Annotated in this window: 19 protein-coding genes; 17 read left to right on the top strand and 2 right to left on the bottom strand. The window is 40.5% G+C overall.

What is annotated here, in order from left to right; genetic code table 11:
- Positions 1-96 precede the first annotated feature (96 nt).
- Positions 97-543 carry an REP-associated tyrosine transposase gene (locus FLM54_RS15410; protein ID WP_178956813.1) on the top strand — a complete coding sequence of 149 codons (447 nt, stop codon included), beginning with the start codon at positions 97-99 and terminating at the stop codon, positions 541-543.
- Between the two features lie 53 nt (positions 544-596).
- Here FLM54_RS15410 and FLM54_RS15405 read toward each other — a convergent pair whose 3' ends face one another.
- The gene (locus FLM54_RS15405) at positions 597-1124 is read right to left on the bottom strand and encodes a sugar O-acetyltransferase (protein ID WP_178956812.1); all 528 of its coding nucleotides are present in this window, start codon (positions 1122-1124) and stop codon (positions 597-599) included.
- A 161-nt stretch (positions 1125-1285) separates the two neighbouring features.
- Here FLM54_RS15405 and FLM54_RS15400 point away from each other — a divergent pair, with 161 nt between their 5' ends.
- The 11 genes from FLM54_RS15400 (at position 1286) to FLM54_RS15350 (ending at position 17259) form a co-directional block, all read left to right on the top strand.
- Positions 1286-2050, top strand: coding sequence for a DeoR/GlpR family DNA-binding transcription regulator (locus tag FLM54_RS15400; protein ID WP_178956811.1), 765 nt, complete (start codon positions 1286-1288; stop codon positions 2048-2050).
- A 46-nt stretch (positions 2051-2096) separates the two neighbouring features.
- Complete coding sequence (glmS, locus tag FLM54_RS15395) at positions 2097-3917, top strand: glutamine--fructose-6-phosphate transaminase (isomerizing) (RefSeq protein WP_010392174.1); 1821 nt, start codon at positions 2097-2099, stop codon at positions 3915-3917.
- Positions 3918-4207: 290 nt separating this feature from the next.
- Entirely contained in the window at positions 4208-7735 is a 3528-nt protein-coding gene (hsdR, locus tag FLM54_RS15390; protein ID WP_178956810.1) for a type I restriction-modification system endonuclease, read from the top strand.
- A 116-nt stretch (positions 7736-7851) separates the two neighbouring features.
- Positions 7852-8931, top strand: a complete 1080-nt coding sequence (locus FLM54_RS15385) for a Fic family protein (RefSeq protein ID WP_178956809.1) — start codon at positions 7852-7854, stop codon at positions 8929-8931.
- Positions 8932-8958: 27 nt separating this feature from the next.
- Positions 8959-10590, top strand: a complete 1632-nt coding sequence (locus FLM54_RS15380; RefSeq protein WP_178956808.1) for an N-6 DNA methylase — start codon at positions 8959-8961, stop codon at positions 10588-10590.
- A complete protein-coding gene (locus FLM54_RS15375) occupies positions 10590-12206 on the top strand; it encodes a restriction endonuclease subunit S (protein ID WP_178956807.1) in 1617 nt (538 codons plus the stop codon). The genes FLM54_RS15380 and FLM54_RS15375 overlap by 1 nt, the downstream gene beginning before the upstream one ends.
- The gene (locus tag FLM54_RS15370) at positions 12203-13789 is read left to right on the top strand and encodes an AAA family ATPase (RefSeq protein ID WP_178956806.1); all 1587 of its coding nucleotides are present in this window, start codon (positions 12203-12205) and stop codon (positions 13787-13789) included. Before FLM54_RS15375 ends, FLM54_RS15370 begins: the two co-directional genes overlap by 4 nt.
- Positions 13776-14636: a hypothetical protein gene (locus FLM54_RS15365; protein WP_178956805.1), complete on the top strand. Its 861-nt coding sequence runs from the start codon at positions 13776-13778 to the stop codon at positions 14634-14636. Before FLM54_RS15370 ends, FLM54_RS15365 begins: the two co-directional genes overlap by 14 nt.
- An 8-nt stretch (positions 14637-14644) precedes the next feature.
- Entirely contained in the window at positions 14645-15688 is a 1044-nt protein-coding gene (locus FLM54_RS15360) for a restriction endonuclease (RefSeq protein ID WP_178956804.1), read from the top strand.
- Between the two features lie 74 nt (positions 15689-15762).
- Complete coding sequence (locus tag FLM54_RS15355) at positions 15763-16047, top strand: type II toxin-antitoxin system HigB family toxin (protein WP_138739927.1); 285 nt, start codon at positions 15763-15765, stop codon at positions 16045-16047.
- 9 nt (positions 16048-16056) lie between these two features.
- On the top strand, positions 16057-17259 hold the full coding sequence (locus FLM54_RS15350; protein ID WP_178956803.1) for an ImmA/IrrE family metallo-endopeptidase: 1203 nt from the start codon (positions 16057-16059) through the stop codon (positions 17257-17259).
- A 96-nt stretch (positions 17260-17355) separates the two neighbouring features.
- On the opposite strand, the gene FLM54_RS15345 is transcribed toward FLM54_RS15350, so the two are convergent.
- Entirely contained in the window at positions 17356-17727 is a 372-nt protein-coding gene (locus FLM54_RS15345; RefSeq protein WP_256729584.1) for a helix-turn-helix transcriptional regulator, read from the bottom strand.
- 313 nt (positions 17728-18040) lie between these two features.
- On the opposite strand from FLM54_RS15345, the gene FLM54_RS15340 reads away from it, so the two are divergent.
- From FLM54_RS15340 to FLM54_RS15320, 5 genes are read left to right on the top strand one after another with little or no spacing between them, the layout of a single operon-like run.
- On the top strand, positions 18041-18853 hold the full coding sequence (locus tag FLM54_RS15340) for a TnsA endonuclease N-terminal domain-containing protein (protein ID WP_178956802.1): 813 nt from the start codon (positions 18041-18043) through the stop codon (positions 18851-18853).
- Entirely contained in the window at positions 18846-20954 is a 2109-nt protein-coding gene (locus tag FLM54_RS15335) for a hypothetical protein (RefSeq protein WP_178956801.1), read from the top strand. Before FLM54_RS15340 ends, FLM54_RS15335 begins: the two co-directional genes overlap by 8 nt.
- A gap of 2 nt (positions 20955-20956) precedes the next feature.
- Positions 20957-21589, top strand: coding sequence for a hypothetical protein (locus tag FLM54_RS15330; RefSeq protein WP_178956800.1), 633 nt, complete (start codon positions 20957-20959; stop codon positions 21587-21589).
- A gap of 58 nt (positions 21590-21647) precedes the next feature.
- Positions 21648-22385, top strand: coding sequence for a hypothetical protein (locus FLM54_RS15325; protein WP_178956799.1), 738 nt, complete (start codon positions 21648-21650; stop codon positions 22383-22385).
- A complete protein-coding gene (locus FLM54_RS15320; RefSeq protein WP_178956798.1) occupies positions 22354-23862 on the top strand; it encodes a TnsD family Tn7-like transposition protein in 1509 nt (502 codons plus the stop codon). The genes FLM54_RS15325 and FLM54_RS15320 overlap by 32 nt, the downstream gene beginning before the upstream one ends.
- Positions 23863-24115 lie beyond the last annotated feature (253 nt).

Here is a 24115-nt window from a genome sequence, read left to right as displayed (position 1 = left end):
GATGACCTACAGGTGTGTATTGAGGTGATGTAGGGCGTGCTTTAGCGCGTAAATAGGCTATATTTTATTTCTGCTTTAGAAAAAGGAATTTACTAAATGAGCTGGAGTAACTTAAAGAAAGGGCGTGTATCAATTCAATCAGGCGAATACTTCATTACATTTACATGCCACCGCAGAGAAGGGATATTTAGTAATTTCGATCATGCTAATATCTTTTGTAGATGCATTGCGAGTAATGAGCTCAAGTATCAATGCCGTTGGTTAACTTGGGTTTTAATGCCTGATCATTTCCATGGTTTGTTGCAGCTTAAAAACAGTGAATTAGGGGTTGTAGTGGGTCACTTAAAAGGCGCATCAGTTCGAGAAGTTAATAAAGTACGGGATTTAAATCAGCCTGTATGGCAAAGAGCGTATTATGATCATGCGCTGCGAGAAGAAGAAAATAGGATTGAAATAGCAAGGTACATTGCTGCAAATCCTTTGAGGCGCAAGTTGGTCACTAGAATTGGTGACTATCCGTATTGGGATTCAGTATATTTGTAAATTTAATATCGCAGGGGGTTGTCGCCGTAAACGACGACCTATGATATAACTCTTTAAATATCTTTAATTTTTATCGCGGGGTTACCGACAACAACAGTGTTCGCAGCCACACTTTTGGTTACTACTGACCCTGCGCCCACAACAGCGTTATCGCCAATTGTAACGCCAGCTAACACAATAACTCCCGCGCCAATCCACACATTATTACCGATAGTAATCGGTGCAGTAAAGTTCTCCTTCTTGAGCCGCTCTGTAGGGTTAATCGCATGCGAGACTGCCAGTAGCTGAACATTCGGGCCGATTAAACAATCGTCGCCAATGCTTATAGCTCCTTCATTAATTGGCGCATCTAACACAGTGCAGTTAATGTTTATAAAAGTACGATCACCAATTTGTATTTGTGAGCCATAATCACAATGAAAGCCTGCTTCAATAATGACGCCCGAACCGGAGTTAGCAAACAGTCCTGTTATGCGTTTTAAGTTACCTTTACTTGGGCTTTTATTAAATAAGCGGCAAATTTCGTGCACAGCTTTACGCTGCGCTAGATTCTCTTTACTAATACTATTAAATGACTGCATATCAATTTTGTTTAACTTAAATAATGGTGTCTAGCTTAACCTACTTTAAGCATGATGATAATTTGAATAAAACTGTGCTTTTTTTACGCATTCACTTGCCATTTTATTAGTTTCGTTTAAAATCTACTAACTTTCGAAACGAAACTTAATTGTAACCACTTATGACCAAACGAAACACCCAGCAACGCCGCCATTTGATCCTTACTCAAGTTAATGAATTAGGTGAGGTAGCCGTAGATAGTTTAGCTGAACAGTTTCAAACATCAGAAGTAACTATTCGAAAAGACTTAACCGCGCTTGAAAAAAGTGGCTTATTGCTGCGCCGTTACGGCGGTGCTATTGCTCTGCCTAAAGAGATTGTTAGCGATGAGATTGATTCTAAGCGCAAAGTGGCCATTGCCAAAGCGGCAGCATCGCTTATAAAAGATCATAACCGCATTATTATTGATAGCGGGCGTACTACGGCCGCCATGATCCCAGAACTTGCAAATAAACGCGGATTAGTTGTAATGACTAATGCGATTAAAGTGGCGAGTCGTTTACTCTCACTTGAAAACGAACCAACCCTTTTGATGACAGGTGGAACGTGGGATCCGCATTCTGAATCGTTTCAAGGGCAAGTAGCTGAAAATGTTCTATGCTCATATGATTTTGATCAACTATTTATTGGTGCTGATGGCATTGATGTAGCGCGTGGAACAACCACGTTTAATGAACTTGTTGGATTAAGCCAAGTGATGGCTAAAGCGGCGCGCGAAGTAATCGTTATGGTTGAATCAGATAAGATTGGCCGAAAAATACCAAATTTAGAATTACCGTGGCAAACAGTAACCACATTAATAACCGACAGTGGCTTAGCAAGTGATAAACGTGCAGCCATAGAGGCGTGTGGTGTAAAACTAATTTGCGCAGAAATTATGGAATAGCAACTAAAACGTAAGTTGCTAGAATTAAAAAATTAATGGAGACACTATGTGTGGAATCGTTGGGGCTGTTGCAGAACGTCCAGTAAATAAAATCTTAGTTGAAGGCCTTAAGCGTCTTGAGTACCGCGGTTATGACTCAGCAGGTGTAGCTTTACTTGAAGGCAATACACTTAATACAGTTAAAGCGGTTGGTAAGGTTGTAAACTTAGAGTCAGCACTTGAACAAGCTGGTGTTAGCGGCCACACAGGTATTGCACACACTCGTTGGGCGACTCATGGCGGTGTAACTGAAGCCAATGCTCACCCACATGTTTCAAGCAATCAATTAGCGCTTGTGCATAACGGTATTATTGAAAACCACGCAAGCTTGCGTGCAGCACTTAAAGGCGACGGTTACGAGTTTTTATCAGACACCGACACTGAGGTCATGGTGCATTTAATTCATCAGTTACGTCAGCAGCACACCACTTTATTAGCGTCAGTTCAAGCTGCTGTTAAGCAGTTTGAAGGTGCATTTGGTACCGTTGTGTTCGATAAAGCGAATGATAACGAAATTATTGTAGCACGCTCAGGTAGCCCGTTAGTTATTGGTTTAGGCCTTGGTGAAAACTTTATTGCTTCTGATCAACTGGCATTATTACCAGTAACTCGCAGCTTTATCTTCTTAGAAGAAGGTGATGTAGCGCGTATTACTCGCGACACAGTAGAAATTTTTGATGCAGATGGCAACGCGGTTGAGCGTGAAGTTGTTGAATCAAACATCACACAAGATGCATCAGGCAAAGGTGATTACCGTCACTACATGCTAAAAGAAATTTATGAGCAGCCACTTGCAGTACGTAACACCCTTGAAGGACGTTTAAACGATGACCGCGTAGCTATTGATGCTTTTGGCGATAGCGCACAGCAAATATTTAAAGACGTAAAACACGTACAAATTATTGCCTGTGGTACGTCATACCACTCAGGTATGGTTGCTCGTTACTGGCTTGAGCAATATGCAGGTGTTAGCTGTAACGTAGAAATTGCCTCTGAGTTCCGTTATCGTCAGTCATTTGTACACGAAAATAGCCTACTAGTAACTATTTCACAATCAGGCGAAACGGCTGATACTTTAGCTGCACTGCGTTTAGCTAAAGAGCAAGGCTATATGGGGTCAATGACTATTTGTAACGTACCTGGCTCATCGCTTGTGCGAGAATCAGACCTTGCCTTTATGACCAAAGCAGGCGCTGAAATTGGTGTAGCCTCTACTAAAGCATTTACTACACAGCTTGTTGGTTTGTTAATGCTTACTGCGTCTATTGCGCAAGAGAAAGGCTTAGATCAAAGCGCGATCGTTAACGCTATTAAACTGCTACCAGCTAAATTAGAAGAAACGCTACTATTGGCTGATGGCATTGCAGACCTTGCTGAAGAATTTGCTGATAAACACCATTCACTGTTTTTAGGGCGCGGCTCACAATACCCAATCGCGATGGAAGGCGCACTTAAGCTTAAAGAGATTTCATACATTCACGCTGAAGCCTACGCAGCAGGTGAGCTTAAACACGGCCCATTAGCGCTTATTGATGCCGACATGCCAATTATTGTTGTAGCACCAAACAATGAATTGCTTGAAAAGCTTAAATCAAACGTAGAAGAAGTACGTGCTCGCGGCGGCATCATCTATGTATTCGCTGATAAAGACTCACACTTTGAGTCAGACGATACAATGCGTGTAATCAACGTAAACCATGTAGATGACGTGATTGCCCCTGTTGTATATACAATTCCTCTGCAGTTGCTGTCGTACTACGTAGCAGTAATTAAAGGCACTGACGTCGACCAGCCACGTAACCTAGCAAAATCGGTTACTGTTGAGTAAGATCAACAGGTTATAGGTTTTGTGCACGTTAAATAATGATCAAAACTGAGTTTAATGTGCGCTACTAGAAATAAAGAACGAAACAAACGAGTTCGATTCTAAAAATAAAGTATGCAACTAAAACGGTCACAATAAGTGGCCGTTTTTTGTATGTATATCTTTTTGATTAAGAATGTATAATTTTTAACTTATATTGGTATTATGGCTGAAAGTAATAAGCTTAATGGTATTCAACAATAAAAATATAAGTTGAATAAGTAGATGCCCAATAAGTTAGAGCAAGTGCTTAAATGGAGTTAGCTGTGGATAATAAAATGGGAAATTTTTACTTTCTTTCTGAACACGACGATCTTTTTGTCGAGCTAGCGGGTGCGGCTGAAAAAGCGTTTGCTAGTGACCCTAATACCACGTTAATTAAATTGAGACAGCTAGGCGAGGCGATTGCGCAACACATTGCTGTATTAGTAAGAGTTAACTTTGAAGACAATACTTCGCAGCTTGAATTAATACACAGAATCAGTAGAGAGCTTCAATTAGATCAGGTTGTTAAAGACCTTTTTCATACGCTGAGGGTTGAAGGGAATAAAGCAACTCACAAATTTAGAACAAAACATAAAGAAGCTATTAATGGCTTAGTTGTCGCACGTAAGTTAGCGATATGGTTTCATCAGTCATTTGGTAAGCAGGGTACCTCATTTAAACCGGGTGCTTTTACCCCTCCTCATGACCCCAGTGAGCAATTACGTAGTTTACAAAGTGAAATAGATAACTTAAAAGTCGACCTGCAAAAAGCAAACCTCGATCTTGACTCCAGCCAACAACTCAACGAACTAATAAATAAAGAAAAAACAGAATATGAATCGCTAGCTTTTGAAATGGACCAAGAGTCCAAAGAGCTAGCTGAGCAAGCGAAAGAACATGAAAGAGCGCTTGCCGACCAAAAACACAACTACGAAAAGAAGATAGCAGAGTTACAAACTAAGCTTTCAAACCTAGATGACGAATCAAACACCTCATATAAGCAAAAGCTAAGTACAAGTTCAAAAGCTGCAACTAAGAATATTGTCCTGGATGAAGCGTTAACACGTATTCTAATCGACCAACAGTTACAAGAATCTGGCTGGGATGTTGATACTGAAGTGCTCACCCATAAAAATGGCACTCGCCCAGAGAAAGGAAAAAACATCGCCATTGCTGAGTGGCCTACTGAATATCAAGGAAAAAAAGGGCGTGCTGATTACGTACTTTTTGCAGGCCTTTCACCTATTGCGGTGGTTGAAGCTAAAAAAGAAAACACCAATGTTGCAGGTAAAATTTCACAAGCAGAGCGATACAGTAAAGGCTTGAATGTTCAATCCTCTTTAATACCTGCTTGGGAGCTACAAGGGTTGACCATAGCATGGCCAGATGAAGATGATGGCCACTATAAAGTACCGTTTGTTTATTCCTGTAACGGTCGCCCGTATGTACCTCAACTTGCTGAACAATCAGGTACGTGGTTTCGTGATGTACGCGAACCTGCGAATATTAAACGCGCTTTGCCAAAGTTTCATACCCCTGAGGGGTTGCTTGATCTACTTAAGCGCAGCAAAGACGCCGCCCAACAAAAACTCAAAGATGAGCCTTTTGGCTACTTAAAAGTGCGTGATTACCAGCAAAAAGCGATTATCGCTGTTGAAAATACCTTAGCGCAAAATATTCGCCATGCTTTGCTAGCAATGGCCACAGGCACCGGAAAAACCCGTACAATTATTGGTTTAATGTATCGCTTTTTAAAAGCTGAACGTTTCAAGCGAATTTTATTTTTAGTCGACCGAACAGCTCTAGGGCAACAAGCAATAGACGCTTTTAACGAAGCTCCACTTGAACAAAATCACACATTATCAAAAATATACAATGTGGCAGAACTAGGTGATATGGCGGCCGAGGCAGAAACCCGCGTACAAGTTGCAACTGTGCAAGCTATGGTTAAGCGTATTTTTATGAGTGATAACCCGCCACCGCTAGACCAGTTTGATTGCATTATAATTGATGAAGCCCACCGAGGTTATACACTCGATCAAGAAATGACAGAGGGTGAACTGGCTACTCGCGACACCAGCCAATACTTGTCGAGCTATCGCCGAGTCTTAGATTATTTCGATGCAGTAAAAATCGCACTTACGGCTACACCGGCAAAACACACGAGTGATATTTTTGGCAAACCTGTTTATACCTATTCATACAGAGAAGCAGTAGCTGACGACTGGCTAATAGATCACGAGCCACCGATTCGTTATGAAACCTTATTGACACAAAATGGCATTACTTTTACCAAAGGTGAGGAAGTTAGCGCTATTAATACGCAAACCGGTGAAGTACAAAGTGCTGAGCTCGACGACGAACTAAGTTTCGAAGTTGACGCGTTTAATCGCCGAGTTATTAACGAAAACTTCAACCGTGTTATTTGTGAGCAACTTGTGCAAGAGCTAGATCCCTTTGGTGACGAGAAAACCATGATTTTTTGTGCCACCGATTTGCACGCCGACATGGTAAAACGCTTACTCGATGAGGCTTTTAAAGATCTTTATAACGGCGAATATAATCAGGCTGCCGTGGCTAAAGTAACTGGCCAAAGCGATAAGGTAGAACAGCTTATCCGCCAATATAAAAACGAGCGATACCCCAATATTGCCATTACCGTTGATTTATTAACGACCGGTATTGATGTGCCTAAAATTTGTAACTTAGTGTTTATGCGCCGAGTAAAATCGCGCATTTTATACGAGCAAATGGTTGGGCGTGCAACTCGCCGCTGTGACGACATAGGTAAAACCGTATTTCGCATTTATGACCCAGTTGATATCTACGCAGCATTGCAAGATGTTAATACCATGAAGCCTCTGGTAAGAGATCCGAACGTTACGCTCGACCAATTAGTGGATGAAATTACCAATCCAGATCTACTTGAACGAGCGCTTAGTGCTCCTGGCGATACACCCGAACAAAGCCATGCTGATGTCGTGCTGAGTCAACTAAGCCAAAAGGTGATGCGGGTATTACGTAAAGCACAGAAAAAATCAGAAAATAAACCAGCTCTTAAGCAAAAGTTAGATGAGTTGCAAGAGTCATGGGGTGTTGAACCAAAAAGCTTACACACCCATTTAAACCAGCTAGGGCCAAAACAAGCGGCAACGTTTATAAACCAGCACAGTGGTTTATTAAATCAATTAGCAGAGGTCAATAGCTTACTAGGCAGCGAACGACAACCTGTTATTTCAGAGCATCACGATGAAATCCGCGATCGTAGCCAAAGCTATGGTGCGCATCAAAAACCAGAAGATTACCTCGATAGCTTTAACCAGTTTATTAAAGAACAATTAAATCAAAATGCAGCGCTTGCAGCGGTTGTTAACAAGCCTCGTGATTTAAATCGCACCCAGCTCAAAGATATTAAGTTACTACTTGATAGCGCAGGTTACACCGAGCCCAAGCTGCAAAGTGCAGTGCGTAACCAAACTAATCAAGATATTGCAGCGAGCATTATTGGTCATATTCGTCGCGCGGCATTAGGTGAGGCACTGGTTCCGTTTGAACAAAGAGTTGCGCAGGCTATGGCGCGCATTTACCAAAGCCACCAGTGGAACCCTAACCAGCGTAAGTGGTTAGACCGATTAGCTAAGCAACTTGTGCATGAAGTCATTATTGACCGTGATTTTGTTAATAACCGCTTTGGTGAGCATGGCGGCGCAAAGCAATTTGATAAAGTATTGAATAATCAACTTGATATAGTGCTAGAGGAGCTTAGTGAAGCTATATGGCCAGCTAAAACAGCTTAACAATAAAGTATATAAATAAATGGAATTGCTATACATGTTATATAGCTTATGTATAATTTTCTAAACAATTTATACATAACCAAACAGACATGTATAAAAAAGGATAAAAGTTATTTATGTCGACCTATATTGAGCCTTTACCTCTCCCTAACATTGAACAATGGGAAACCCGTGCCGTTTTAAAAAAAACCGCCACAGCACATCGTCATTTAGCAGAGCTAAAAGGCGTTGCCGCAAGCATACCTAACGAAGCCATACTGATTAATACACTCGCTCTACAAGAAGCAAAAGACAGCTCAGAAGTAGAAAACATCGTAACAACACACGATGAACTTTATAAAGCTAACCTGTTTGAAGAAGCTGTAACCAACCCTGCCACCAAAGAAGTACAAGATTATGCAGTCGCTTTAAAGCAAGGGTTCGAAACCGCACGTAAAAGCAAACTTATCCGCCTTAATGATATTCTAGCAATACAAAAAAACCTAGAACATAATGATGCCGGTTTACGAAAGCTCCCCGGCACTGATCTTAAAAATGCACGAACAGGTGAAGTGGTTTATACCCCACCACAACACGGCGATGAAATTACAAAACTTATGGATAACCTTGTTCAGTTTATCAATAACGATGAGTTATGTGATGCTGACCCATTGGTAAAAATGGCCATTATTCACCATCAGTTTGAGAGCATTCACCCATTTTACGATGGTAACGGCCGTACCGGGCGTATTTTAAATATTTTGTACTTGGTGACTAAAGACTTACTAAACCTACCTGTGCTGTACTTAAGCCGATTTGTTATTAAGAACAAAGCTAATTACTACGCTAATTTACAAGCAGTGCGTGATACAGGTAATTGGGTACCTTGGTTAGAGTTTATGCTTGATGGTGTTATTGATACCGCCCGAGACACCATTTCACTTATCACCGCCATGAAAACCCTTATGGCAGAAGTAAAACACGGTATACGAGAGCAGCTCCCTAAAATTTACAGCCAAGATTTACTTAACAACTTATTTAACCACCCCTACACCAAAATAGACTTCATTGTGGAAGACCTCGGTATAACTCGGATTACTGCCACCAAGTATTTAGAACAACTGGTGGAGCACGGCTTTTTGACCAAACAAAAAGTAGGCCGTGTTAATTACTACATAAATCAACCCTTGTGCTCCTTACTCGTTGCACACGGCTAATCCCCTATTACTAATTTTGAGAACATCATGACCAATAACGACATTGTACAAAAACTTTGGAACCTGTGTGACGTACTGCGTGACGACGGTATTAACTACAGCGACTACGTTACCGAGCTGGTACTGCTGTTGTTTATTAAAATGGTGCACGAAAACACCGAAGCCGGCACCTTAAAAAAACATCCGCTGCCAATCGGCTGCCGCTGGCAGGATATCAGCGACAAATCAGGCATCAATTTATTAAATGATTACAAGGCCATTTTATTTGCCCTCTCAACCGGTAAACGCCTTGAGGCTGACCCAGAAAACCCAGGCCAAACCAAAGAAGTGCAAGTACACGAAGATCCATTAATCAGCGCCATTTATGCCGATGCGCAAACGCGCTTACGTGAGCCGCGCCATTTAGAGCAAATGATTAAAACGCTGGATCAAATTGATTGGTTTAGTGCCGCTAAAGATGGCCTTGGCGATTTATATGAAGGCTTATTAGAGAAAAACGCCAGTGAGACTAAATCGGGCGCGGGCCAGTACTTTACCCCGCGCGCGTTAATTAATAGCATGGTACGTTGCATGAAGCCGCAAGTTGGCGAAGTAATACAAGATCCTGCTGCGGGCACAGCAGGCTTTTTGGTCGCTGCCGACCAATACATGCGTGAGCAAACCGATGATTATTTTGACTTAAATAGCAAGCAATCTGAATTTCAAAAAAACGACGCTTTTGTGGGGGTAGAGCTTGTACCTAACACGCGCCGTTTAGCGTTAATGAATTGCTTATTACACGGTATGGAAGGCGACGACGAGGGCGTAATACATTTAGGCAACGCACTGGGCGATGCCGGTAAAGCCTTACCAAGCGCCGATATAATTTTGGCTAATCCGCCGTTTGGTACCAGCAAAGGCGGCGAGGCCAGCAATACCCGTGACGATTTAACCTATAAAACAGGCAACAAGCAACTGGCGTTTTTACAGCATATTTACCGCAATTTAAAACCCGGTGGCCGCGCCGCTGTAGTATTGCCCGACAACGTATTGTTTGAAGCAGGCGTGGGCACAGACGTACGCCGCGATTTAATGAACAAGTGTAATTTACACACTATTTTACGCTTACCGACCGGTATTTTTTATGCCCAAGGGGTAAAAACCAATGTCTTGTTCTTTACCAAAGGCAGCGCAACCGACAAGCATCAGCAAGAAAATTGCACTGAAAATGTATGGGTGTACGACTTGCGTACCAACATGCCGAGCTTTGGCAAACGCACTCCGTTTAGTGATAGCCATTTAGCGCCGTTTGAAGCCGTATATGATCCTGTAGGTCGTGATTTATCGCGACAACAAGATATTGCCTCAACACTCGCAGCCCGCACCCAAGGTGAATACAGCTTTGGTGCTGAACAAATCGCAGTAGACAAACAAGCAGCCGTGGAAAATGAAAACGTCGACGACAAGCTTTTACATAGCCGCTGGCGCTGCTTTAGCCGCGAGTGGATAGCCAATACTAAAGGCGACTCATTGGATATTAGCTGGCTAAAAGACAAAGACAGCGTCGATGCGGCTGATTTGCCTGAGCCTGCTGTATTGGCAAGGGAAGCCAAAGACGAATTGGCAGCGGCTTTGGGTGAGTTGGATGAATTGCTGGCGGCGTTGGAAGGGGCGAATTGATGAGCGAGGTTAATTTGCCTGAACAATGGTTAGAAGTTAACTGGGAAGACCTTACATCAGTAAATGGCTTTAGAAGAGGGCCATTCGGAGGTAACTTAAAAAAAGCATTCTTTAAAGAGAGTGGTTATGCTGTGTATGAGCAGTATGCTCCTATTAATGATGACTGCACTCGATTTAGGTATTTTGTTGATGAAGATAAATACAATGATTTAGCAAGCTTTTGGGTTCAGGGTGGTGACTTCTTAGTCAGTTGTTCAGGAACGATGGGGAGAATTACCCAAGTGCCTCAAGATGCACCCGAAGGTGTCATCAATCAAGCCTTGCTTAGAATTAGACTGGCAGAAGAGATTTGGCCTGATTTTTTCCTTAAACTTTTTCGCTCGCCATCAGTGCAAGAAAGTGTTTTAACAAATTCAGGTGGTGGGGCTATTCAAAATCTGGCAGCGGTTAAAGAGCTTAAACTGATTAAGCTACCACTTCCCCCCCTAGCCGAACAAAAAGTCATTGCCGATAAACTCGACACCCTGTTGGCACAGGTGGAAACCACTAAAGCCCGCCTCGACCGTATTCCAAAAATCCTAAAAACCTTCCGCCAATCCGTCCTCGCTGCTGCGGTTAGTGGGAAGCTGACGGAAGAGTGGCGGAGCGCGAAAAAAGTATCTTCTAATCCAGCTCGGTTAAAAGCAATTACAGCTATATCTGGAGGTAAAACCCCCAGCAAAAGCAATTCCAATTATTGGGAAGGTGGTGATATACCCTGGGTGTCACCAAAAGATATGAAGACGGACTTAATTGCCAGTTCTCAAGATAAAATTACAAAGGAAGCAATCGACACTGGCGGTATGAAATTAGTCCCATCAAACTCTATCTTAGTCGTAACTCGAAGCGGGATACTTGCGCATTCATTTCCGGTTGCAAGAACACTAGCTCCAGTAACGATCAATCAAGATATCAAAGCACTTGTTCCAAACTTGGGGTTTATCAGTCCTGAGTTTTTGTTTTACCTGTTAAAAGGGTTAGAGCGAAGAATATTAGAAGAATGCTCTAAAGCTGGAACGACCGTATCTAGTGTTGAAACAAGCCTCTTAATGAATTTAGAATTCGAGCTGCCAAGCCTCGAAGAGCAAACCGAAATTGTTCGACGTGTCGAAGAGCTGTTTGCCTTTGCCGATAGCATCGAACAAAAAACCAATGCTGCATTAGAGCGCGTTAATAACCTCACCCAATCTATCTTAGCCAAAGCCTTTCGCGGTGAACTCTCTGCCGATTGGCGCGCCGCCAACCCTGATTTAATTAGCGGCGACAACAGTGCCGAGGCGTTATTAGAGAAGATCAAGGCTGAGCGTGAGGCAAATAAAAACGCGAACAAAGAAAAGAAAAAAGGTACCCGTAAAGCGAAAGCCAAAAAAGAGATCCAGCCGAAAATATTGTTAGAAAATCCAGTGGTAGGTGTGCTCAATAAAAAAGGGATTGCAAAACCACAAGCAATCTTTGATGAACTTAAAGAGTTGATGGATTTACGCGAGGTGCTAAAAGAGATCAGTCAGCTACTAGAGCAGCAGGTTATTAAAGAAATAGATAAAGATGGTCAGCAGTATTTGGAGATCAATCGATGAAGTTACTTCGCCTTAATATTCGTTCGGACTTTAAAAATCTAAAAGGCGTTGAAATAAGATTTTCATCCGGTACTAGCCGCACTGTTATTATCGGGCAAAATGGCACGGGGAAATCTAATATTCTTGAGGCTTTAGTAAAAATTTTTTTGCATTTAGATGATGGCTCTAAGCCGCCTTTTTCCTATGAGTTGGATTATAAATTAGGCGATGAAAGTCTTGAAACTTGGATGTCAGTGGATGCCAACCCAGACAGACAGTCTATTTACCAGATTGAATATTGCACTACGTCAAGTGGTAAAGAGTTAGATAAAAAGCAAAGTATCGATATTGCTAAAGTAAAGCGCAATAAAGAAGGTATTTCGAAATATTTACCACGGAATATTTTTGCTTATTATTCAGGGCCCAGTGATCGTTTAGAAAAGTTGCTCTTTAACAAACGCAAAGAGTTCTACCAAAGTGTGCGTCATAAAGATGAAAGTATTCGTTCTAACATTCGTCCCTTTTTTTATGCTAAGGGATTTCATAGCCAATTTTCATTGTTAGCCTTTTTCTCAGCCCGTGGCTTTCCGAAAGCTAAGAAATTTTTAAGCCGTGAACTATCAATTTCCAAATTTGAGTCGGCCACTTTCTTTTTGAAAAAGCCAACGGATGCAGAGTCAAATGATGCGAATGATTTTTGGGGGATTCAAGGCGGCATTCGTGATTTTGTTGAATTATTAAGAACTAATGGCATTGGCCCTGTTACTCAGCAGGAAGAAACGCTGGATTTACATGCTCAAAAGAAAAAGTACCATGATGTGGTGGCCTATCATCTGCCAGATTTAAAATCTTTGGAGTCATTAGCACGAAATATGCGGCCAGAAGATTTTTTCAAAGTACTAGAGGCCACCTACTTGTCAGGCATGTTAGATAGGTTAGAAATTAGAGTAACATTGGAAGGCCGTGCTGAAGATATTAGTTTTACAGAACTTAGTGAAGGTGAGCAGCAACTTTTAACTGTATTTGGGTTACTTCAGTTTACTGCTAAACGAGATGCTTTGTTTCTTTTAGATGAGCCTGATACTCACTTAAATCCATATTGGGCAGCAAAATATCATCAAATATTAGAGATGTTTGTACCCGATGGATTTGTCAGCCACATTGTAATGACAACACATCACCCCCTATCAATCTATGAGCTTGACCAAGAGCAAATTCAGGTTGTTACTCGCTCAGAGCATTCCCAAGAGATATCGGTTAGTCAGCCTAAGTTATCACCTAAAGGAATGACCGTGAATGGGATATTAACGAGTGATATGTTTGGCCTTTTAACGACCTTAGACCACGGTACTCAGCAATTGATTCGTGAGCGCCGTGAGTTATTAGTTGAGGATAAGGACTCTGATAGGTTAGAAGAATTAAACCAAGAGTTAGAAGAACTCGGTTATGGTTACATTCATCCTGATGAAGACTATCGGCAATTTTTAATCGCTAGAAGTAAGTACTTAAAATTTGGAGAAGAAGTCGCCAGTGTTGAGGCTAGAAAAAAACTTATCAAAAGTTTATTAAAAGATTTAAAGGTGTCAGACAATGAGACACATTGATAAACGCCATTTTTCCAATTGTAAAACAAAAACTTGGGATAAAAAAGCTATTCAATGGTCACGAAAAATAGCAGCTTCAGCGGATCCTAAAGTAACAATTGAGGAGATCGGCAATAAATGGTCATCTTTAAAAAGAACATTTGTACAAGAGTTTGGTGCTAAATGTTGGTACACCGAAACTCCGCAAATAGGAACCGATTTTGATGTGGATCATTATTGGCCAAAGGGAAGAGTTAAGCTCGAGGATGGGACTATTCTATGCTCGGCTACAGGTCAACACCCAGGGTATTGGTGGAAGGCATTTGATATTGATAATTATCGTTATTCTTGTATCTATGCTAATAGAAGCCGCGAAGATGGAGGAAAAGTTGACTACTTTCCTTTAATTGATGAATCACAAAGAGCATGGGGTGATACTGCTTGTGATTATAATTATCGAACTATTTTAGATCCGTGTTCGCTGGATGATGTTCAACTTATTACATTTGAAGTTGAAACAGGTAAAACGGCATCAATTTATTCCGAGCAGCAGGACTCTACAGCTTATCAGCGTGTGAAACTTTCAAAACAAATATTGAACCTCGATGAAAAATCTATTGTTTCAGCTCGAAGGAAGGCAATTAAAAATGCTAGGACGGCTTTAAACTTTTTGAGACATACTAGTCGATTAAGCTTAGATGATTTAGACGATGAGGACTTGAAAGGGATAGAAGACGCAAAGCAGTTGATAATTGAAGGCTGTAATCGAAAGTCAGGTTTTAGCGCAGCTATAGTACACACTGTTTTACCCCATACAAAGAGACCGTATTTGGCCTGTATACTGCCTCAATTAGATTTAATGCCTTAAGGAAAATTATGTCAATTTGGTTAATAAGAGCTGGCTCTCAAGGACAGTTTGAACAAAAGTTTATTAATGAAAACCGAGTTTATGTGACGTGGGATGGATTAAACAGCGATCTTACTAAAATGAGAGAACGCCAAGAGCTAATCGATGCGCTGTCTATTAATGCTCCTGATGCTAAGCCTAAAAAGTTAATGAATCATGCTAGCCAAGTTTGGCCATTTGCCCATGCGATAAATATGGGTGACAGGGTTATTTTGCCCTCAAAAATTCAGCCTGTTATTTATATTGGAAAAATAACATCAAACTATAATTTTGATAAAAATGGTGCCGACCCTTTCTTTCACTGGCGTAGCGTTGAGTGGTTACCGGATCCAATCCCCAGAGGACACTTTTCTCAAGATTTACTTTACAGTTTTGGTGCGTTTATGACTATATGTCGGATTCAGCGTAATAATGCTGAAGAACGCATTAACGCTATGGAAGCGAATGGTTGGAAGGCTGAAACTCAAAGGCAAATTATAAATCAAACTGTTAATTATTCGTCTAACCAAGATGCTAATGATGAAGAGGTTGAAATAGATTTAGAGGAGCTGGGTCATAGCCAAATTATTAAATTGATTGAGGCTAAATTTAGAGGTCATAACTTAACACGTTTGGTTTCTGCTATTTTAACAGCTCAAGGCTACACCTGTTGGCAGAGCCCTGAAGGTGCGGATGGTGGTGCTGATATTTTAGCTGGTGACGGGCCTATGGGGTTTGGAGTTCAGCGAATTTGTGTTGAAGTTAAATCTGGAGACGGTTTAGTTGATCGCCCAACCGTTGATAAACTAATGGGGGCGATGACAAAGTTTAATGCTACCCAAGGGTTATTTGTGGCTTGGGGCGGGTTTAAAGGTAACGTTCAAAAAGAGTTAGCATCAAGCTTTTTTCGAGTTCGATTATGGACTCAGCATGATTTATTAGAACAATTATTTATGTTCTACGACAAGCTAGAAGAGGACATTAAAGCTGAGCTACCACTTAAACGGATTTGGACCGTAGCGTCAGCAGATTAGAATCCATTATGACAATTAACTTCCCTTTTTGGTAATAACAACTATAATTCCCTTCGTGGGAACTTTGAGGCGAAATGAAGGTCTTAGGAAGAGACAAACTTACAGAGTTTAGTCAAAAGCATGCTAATGCAAAAAAAGCACTTGAAGCTTGGTTTTCAGAGGCTAATGAAGCTGACTGGAAAACACCCCAAGATATAAAGAACCGATATCGAAGCGCAGATTTTTTAGCTGATAATAGGGTGATCTTTAATGTAAAAGGTAACCATTATAGGTTAGTTGTGAAAGTGAGATATCAAAATGGTATTGCTGTGATTGAATGGGTTGGAACCCATTCGGAGTATGACAAGCAACGCTTTTAAGGAGGTATTATGGGCCACATTAAGTTAATTAAATCGTCTCAAGATCATGAGCAAGCTTTAGCGCGTGTCATGACATTAATGGATTTTGACCCCGCTCCAGATTCAGCAGAAAGTGATGAGCTGGATTTACTGGCATTTTTAATTGAAAAGTACGAGGAAGAAGCATTTCCTATTGACTTCCCTGATCCAATTGAAGCAATAAAATTTCGTATGGAGCAACAGGGCTTGATTAAAAAAGATTTAGTGCCTTATTTTGGATCTGCTTCAAAAGTAACTGAGGTACTAAATGGCACGCGAAGTTTAAGCTTGAATATGATTCGTAAGCTAAGCGCGGGCTTAGGAATATCTGCTGATGTGTTGATTAAAGAACCTTGCGCTAAAAGCGCTATCTCAAAAGATATTAATTGGGATGCCTTTCCTATAACTGAAATGCGATCTCGTGGATATTTTGAAGGGTTTAAAGGCTCAATAAATGAATTGAAAGAGTATTCAATTGAGAAGCTTAATCAGTTTTTAACGTCTGTACCCAATGGATTTTCTTTAAAACCAGCATTATTAAGAACCACAGCTCATTTACGCTCAAATGACAAAGAGATTGATAGCTATGCTTTATGGGCTTGGCAAGTTAGGGTTTTACAAAAAGCGCAATTAGAGCAGCTCCCAGTCAAATATGTAAAAGGAACTGTTGATGCTAATTGGATGAAAAAATTAGCGCAATTGTCATGGTCTGATCAGGGGCCTAAATTAGCTAAAGAGTTTTTAAACCGCCATGGTATTCATTTAGTTATTGAGGGTCATTTACCAAAAACGTATTTGGACGGTGCTGTATGTATTTGTGCAAGCGGGAACCCTGTTGTTGCACTTACATTACGCCACGATAAGTTAGATAACTTTTGGTTTTCTTTAATGCATGAATTAGCGCATATCGCGTTGCATTTAGATGGAACCGAGACTTGGTACTTGGATAATTTAGATGCAGAAGGTGGCGATAAAGTTGAACAAGAAGCAGATGCATTGGCTCAAGAAAGCTTAATTCCATCAGGTGATTTGAACCATTTAGAAATGCAAGATACTAGTTCAGTCCGTAAATTTGCGAGTAGCCTTAGCATCTCCCCTTGTATTGTTGCCGGCAGAGTTCGCCATGAGCTCAATGATCATTCTAAATTTGGCAAAGCATTTAGAGATAAAGTAAAAAGCCATTTTAAAAAATAAACTTCGTTTTCAATAGTAATGGGTAGGTATGATTCTACCTGTTACTTTACAGCATAAAGCTTCGTTCGATTAAAAAGGCTATTTTGTGTTGTAAATTCAATTATCAGATGCACGAATCCACTCTGTAACAGTACTCTTTTGCCAAGCTTTGTAGCGAGGCCCTAAATCTAGTGCTTTAGGGAACTGGCCATCATTAACCATTCGATATAGTGTCGATCTACTTATCCCGAGTATTAAACAAACCTCCTGAATTCGTAAAAGTGATTCCGGCGGTTTTTCTGATAATTTACAGGTAGGTGGTGCGTCTAAAATCTGGGAGGACTTTATACTTTTGTCATTTTGTTGGTTTAAAAGGTTATTTGATATTTCAGTAATCGTTTTTAATGCCAGTTGCATTTCTGCAATATTGTTTTTTAGTTGTAGCTCTAAAACTTCTAGATATTGCTCTACTTGTTTATGTTGTTTCATCTGAGTCTTAAGCATGTTTTAAGAGTGATTTTGAATAGCTCACCAAAAGAAGAGGCGAGAAAGATTTTTCAAAATTTTAGCACTTAAAAATAAATTTTTTACAAAAAAATTATTTTTTCTTAAATTTAATTAAGTACTTATTTTTTAAGGGAAACGCTTTATATATATTTATCTTTAGCTTGGTTATATTGTTTTAAAGCTAACAAAAACATTGGGTTACGATCGTATCTTTCAAAATGTGTTAAAATTAATTTGTAATTAAGGGCATCAGGATGATGCCTCAAAGAGTCTTATGTTGATAAGGATATTAACGATGTTAAGTACCACTGATGTGAGTGGCGAGGCTCAAATGAGTCTTAAGTTAAATGAAATTGTCGAAGAAGCTTATGTTCCAGACAAAGATTATCAGCCTGGTGCTACTGTGCACACGGTTTCTTCAAAGGGTCAAATGCGACGAGTTAAAAGTCGCACAACTGGGCGCATTGAACATACACTGTCTTTACTTGAATATATGGTGTTCATCATTTTGGATATGGATCCTCAAGTGGTCGACATTCAATCTCAGTACCCACATGACCTAAAAACCACGTTGAAGCTAGCCCATGATTTAGGGATTAACCACTCGCCACAGTACGAGCCAGAGAAAAAGCCTCTAACAACCGATTTTGTTGTTACGCTTGACGGTCCTGAACATGAAAAGTTTGGTGTTTATGTAAAATACGTACAAGATTTAAAAGGATGGCGGACGATTGAAAAGCTTCAATTAGAACGAGCTTCGTTGGCTCGACTTGGCATTCCGTTGTATGTGGTTACGGAAGAACAAATTTGTAGGAAAACCCACCGTACTCTGGAGTGGATAATTGGCGCGAACCTAGATGATTGTGATGTTGATGAGCTTTACTCTCATGTTGCCACAATTGAGAACGTTTTTCTCAGCAACCCAGACGAACGAATTCATAATTTACTTGTTGCTCTTGATGAAGAAATAGGGGTTCAGGATGGCACCTACCTTTACAGGTTTAAGCAACTCGTGCAGCTTGGTGCTTTCTTTTTGAAATTTGACAGAGACTTCTTTGACCTAAGGGGAGCTGACATTCAAGTTGTAAATGAGGTGCTTCATGCTTGATTTTATGACGCGCAATCATGTTTACAGCTGGGACGGCCATAAGTACCGTTTATTGGATGATTTTGGTGACTTTGCCATTTTCATTAATATTGAAAAAGATGACGCTCTCCCTTTTCAGCTAACTGTACAACAAGTCGAAAATATTGATGATCAACACCAGATTATCAATGTTGAGGATCCATGGCGAGAAAGTGTAAATCGTAGCTATGAAGTAGGTCATGATTATCATGCAATACGTGATAGTAACCTTGCTCGAATCCAAGGTGTCATTGGTGGCTCTAAATATTGGATTAAAAAACAGCGGGCTGAATTAATTAAAGTACTTGTTGCAATGGGTGTCGGTGCAAAAAGTACGATTTATCGTTATCTCAGACGATATTGGCAGCGTGGACAAACCCCCAATGCACTTCTGCCTGATTATGCTAACTGTGGTGGTAAAGGTAAGAAAAAAACAAGACGGGAAAAACGCTTAGGTCGACCTAAAGAACACGGAAGTTATGATTCAACTCAGTCTACTCCTGAAATGGAATCAGTGATGGAAACTGCTATCAAGTACACAATTTTCAGCGGTAAATACACTGTTGATAAAAAGGGTAAACCCAAGAATACAAACAGAATACAAGATGCTTATTATGACTTTCTAGCGCGCTGGTGCAATGGGGATGTTCGTAAATTGGAAAATGAAAAACCTAGCTTTGATTTATTTAAAGCTTTCTATTATCACAAATTCAGCTCTGAAGCCCGAGCAAAAGCTAAATTTGGTGAAAAACATTTCAATGCTAACGTTAGAAAGCTTACTTCAGCAGTCAGTGCCAATTTAGTTGGCCCTGGATACTCTTATGAAATAGATGCGACGCCTTTCGATGCAGGATTGGCCGATGAAGAGCGATTCCCTCTGGGTAGGCCAACTCTCTATGAAGTTATTGATAGCGATACTTCTAGCTGTGTAGGCTTCTTGCTGACACTAACGCCCCCATCGTATTTCAATGCAATGAACGCTATGACTGTTGCGGTCAGGGATAAAGTTGAATTATGTCGAGAATTTGGTTTGGAAATCGAGCCAAGTGACTGGTCGATGCAGGGCTTGCCAAAAGCTTTTTTTGGGGACTTAGGTTCTGACCTTCGAAGTAAAAAAATCACTTCTGTTTCTGTCGAGCATGGAACAGCTATGATTAATAGCGGAGCCTCCCAGCCAGAAAAAAGAGGTAAAGGTGAAAGAAGTTTTGGTCGAGTTTATGCGGAAATAAGCCACCTACTTCCTGGTCTGATTTCGGAATACTTACCAAAAAAACATGGCGGTAAGTACAAGCCCGATGAATATACAATGCTGCTAAGTGAGTTGAACCGCATTATTGCGCGAACTGTCATGGTTCTCAACTCTAAAACGATGGGAGTGGGAAAAGTCGACGCAGACTATCCAACCAATCTTGATACCTCTCCAAACTCGAAATGGAAATGGGGCATAGCTCATAGGACAGGTCCGCTTCATTCTGTTGATCCAGAGTATTTCTGGTATTCATTGCTTGAAAGAGATAAAGCGAGCGTGTCTAGAGGTTATATTCTCACTTACAAACATCTTCAATTTGAGATCCCTGATACGCCAGGTCTACGAGAAAGGGTTTACAACAACAGGCAAAAAATGGAGGTTGCCATCGATCAATCAGACGCCTCTGCTATCTACCTAGTGCCAAAGAATGGAGAGACTAAGTATATTAAATGTCTTCTGTACGTTCATTATAGACGATTTGAAGGACTAACTTGGCGTGACGCAGAGTTGAGGTACAAAGAAATTCAAGACACAAATAATGACGCAATGCACCATCACACGCTGTATGCGCTTGAACAACAGTTAAAAAACAAGGAAGAAGTGCGTGCAGCTATAGAAGATAAGAAGTCAAAGTCAGCTAATCGAACAATGAATGAAGAGCTTTCTAAACTTGGTGATAAAGCTGCTCAAAGGGATGAAAGTAAAGCGATTTACGGTGCTGTAAAGCCTGAGTCAGCGAGAAACGAACGCAATCCTTCCAACAACGATTCGCAAACTTCTGTCGTGATGGCAAATACACGACTGAACGAAATTTTCATGGATGATGAGGACTAATTATGAAAAAACAGCAGACATTACCTATTGAAACGATACCACCAAAAGCTTGGCGAGCTGAAGATTTGATTTCAACTGATGACACAACCGGTAATCAATTTGTTGATGTGCTCAGGGATACATTAGATATGGGCTTATTAAAGGCTCATTTTAAAAATGATCAAGTTATTAAGGCAACAGCTGAAGACAAAGATAGCCGGCGGAAAAGTAGTGTTCAGTCGTTAATTGATAGTTTTTATGTTTCAGTGCCTGAGATTGTTGATTTGTACGATCGCTTAGACTTGACGATAAAAAGCGGGTATCAAAATAAGGCTCCTATTAGGAATAAAGGTCGAGTCTTATCTAATAACCTAATGTTAGCTATGGGCGGTAATCCCCATGTTTGGCATGACGACACAGCAGTGCAAAAGCGCCGAGATATTACCGCCATTGTAGGGCCGAAGAGCTGTGGTAAAACGGCAGCAATTGAGCGTTGTTTGTCACTCTATCCGCAAGTAGTTTGGCATGGGAAGCTTTCTCAAGTTCAAGTCGTGTATTTAAAAGTTGAGTTGAAAGGGGTTTCCAATCTATTGGAGTATTGCGCCCGGTTCCTAGAAGCCTTAGAGCTTGCTTTAGGAAGTGAAGGTGGCCCCTAGTGTATGCGCTGCATTTATGAAAATGAGGAGTCTTCTAACAACCTATAATGTGGGAACTTTGATCATTGACTCATTAGAATCGACTCAGAATTGGCCTACCGATAAACGAGAATTGTTATTTGAACACTTAGCTGGTCTTGCTGACATAATTCCTGTTGTTATGCTTTCGAGTGATGTTGATTGTTATGACATTAATGAAATAAGTTCGGAAAAGCTTACCTGGGATCCTCTTTGTGCTTTCGCAAGTGAAAACGAAGAACTATCTGATCGCTGGTCTCGATTTACAGCTAGGCTTTGGAAGTTTAACTGCTTGAAAGCGCAGGATATTGAGCTAAATAAAGAACTTAAAGAAATATGGTTTAACGCATGTAAAGGTGTTGTTGGAATAGCAGTGCGCTTTTATGCACGATGCCTGCATGAGGCTATAAATACGGGAATGGAAAGCATTTCTAAAGAGTTAATGTTGAGAGTACAGAAAAAGTACTTTAGCCAGCACCGTTCGTTTTTCTCTGACATTGCTCGTGAAAAGCGATACGATAAATCAGCTAAACCTCTGCCGCCGCCAGCTTCAAAGCCAAAGCGTCGTAAAATGCCTAAATTGGAATCCATGCAGCGAAAAGACTTTAGCCGCATATCAAAATCACAATGGAAGACTCTGCCTGAAGATGATTTGCGTTACATAGCATCTCAACAAAAAGAGGACAATTATTACTTAATGCTCAAGGAAGTTGGACTCGTATTGCCAATTGGAGATTTCACTCTTCATGATAAATTTCCCCAAACCTTATCCAGATGAGCTGTTATACAGCATTTTAGCGAGAGCGAGAGTGCAATTTTGTGAGGTCAGTCCCAAGCGATTGATTGACCTTGCAATGGATACTCGAACAGCAATATCGACAATTAACTTCCCTTCCAGACTTAATGCTCTGAGTGTAACAAACTCTTTAACCCTGCGTTCAAGCGAACAATTGACTTATAACAACACGCTATTTCCATTATATGCGCCATTCATGCCGGAAGACCGTCGAGTACAATGTTTAGAACTTTTGAAAGGTAAATCATATGGAGCGGTGCATTTACGCTCTGGGTATGCCTGCTCAAGAATTCCAAAGTTACATCACCTTCGGTGTTGTCCTAAATGTTATTCCGAGCAATTAAACACTTTGGGTGAGCCATACTGGATGCGAGTACACCAGATTAGTGGAGTTGAATACTGCCTTGTTCATAAAGCAAAGTTAGTTTCAGTGCAGCCATATCACTCAGTATCTAAGCGACATGAATATATACCCTTATCAATTATCTCGCTCGACGATATTAAAATGAACACCATATCTGAGTTTCATTGTTTTTATTGGCTTGCTAATCAAGTAATGGGTTTGCTTGAGAAAGGATCTGAAACTTCAGCAAGCTATAGCCAATGGACGGCTTTCTACCATCAACTAGTGAACGAAGCTGGTATGAGCAAGGGTAATTATGTCGACTATTTAAAGATAAAATCAGCGATATTAAAAGCTTGGCCTTTGTTTTGGCTTAGCGCCATGAATCTAGTTCCGAGTGAATCTGAATCTAGTTGGCTACACTGCATTACCAGAAAACACCGGAGGTCATTCAGCTATCTTGAGCACTTAGTTTTTATTTATGCACTTAAAGGGGAATCTGCGAATATTATTGAAATTTTAAGGTGCGTAAAGTTAATTCAATTAGGAAAAGAACTAACATATAAGGGTTGTACTCACACTGATAGGGAGTTAAAAGGCTATAAAAAAGATTGGTACAATTTGGTTAAAACCAGAGGAACTAAAATTGCTCGTACAGGTAATGGAGCTGCTATATATGCTTGGCTATACAGGCACGATAAAGGTTGGCTACTTAAAGTTAACCTTCGATATAAACAGCCTATACCATACATTAATACACGAGTTGACTGGCACAAAAGAGATGTTCAGCTGATTCGCCAATTAGTAGAAATTAGGGATTTGTATTTGTATGACCTTGAAGGCCCAAGAAGATCTCAAAAATGGTACCTGAGCCATTTGGATAAAGGCACATCAATTGAAAAGCAATTCAATAAACTTCCTTTAACCGCTGAGTTTCTTCGAAGATATTCAGAAGATGTATCTGACTATCAAATTAGGAGATTAACTTATACATTAAAAAATAGCGGCGACATGTCACTACCAAGGTGGTTAGTTCTTCGAAAATCTGGGCTGAATGATGTGCGCATAACTGAGGTTGCATCGAGGTTTTTGAGTTGCTTTTACCCGGATAGTTAAGCTAAAAAGTAATTAATACCTATTTTGTTTAGTTGCGAAGTTATCTAGTAGCGAACTTTAAGAAGTAGAAACTGGGAGCGTACACTTTAAATTGGCTGGGATCGTACTTTCTATTTAAGATCATACATTTATAGAGCATCTCAGTTTCGAACATTATTTAACGTGCACAGTTTTTATTAATGTTAAAAAAAGCGCTCAATGCGCTTTTTTTGTGCCTGAAACTCTGTTAGCTTAAGTAACTTATTATTCTCTA

The organism is Pseudoalteromonas sp. Scap25 (assembly GCF_013394125.1).
Classification (GTDB): domain Bacteria; phylum Pseudomonadota; class Gammaproteobacteria; order Enterobacterales; family Alteromonadaceae; genus Pseudoalteromonas.
Note: the sequence above shows the minus strand (reverse complement) of the source record. Positions and strands in the feature narration are given on the sequence as shown.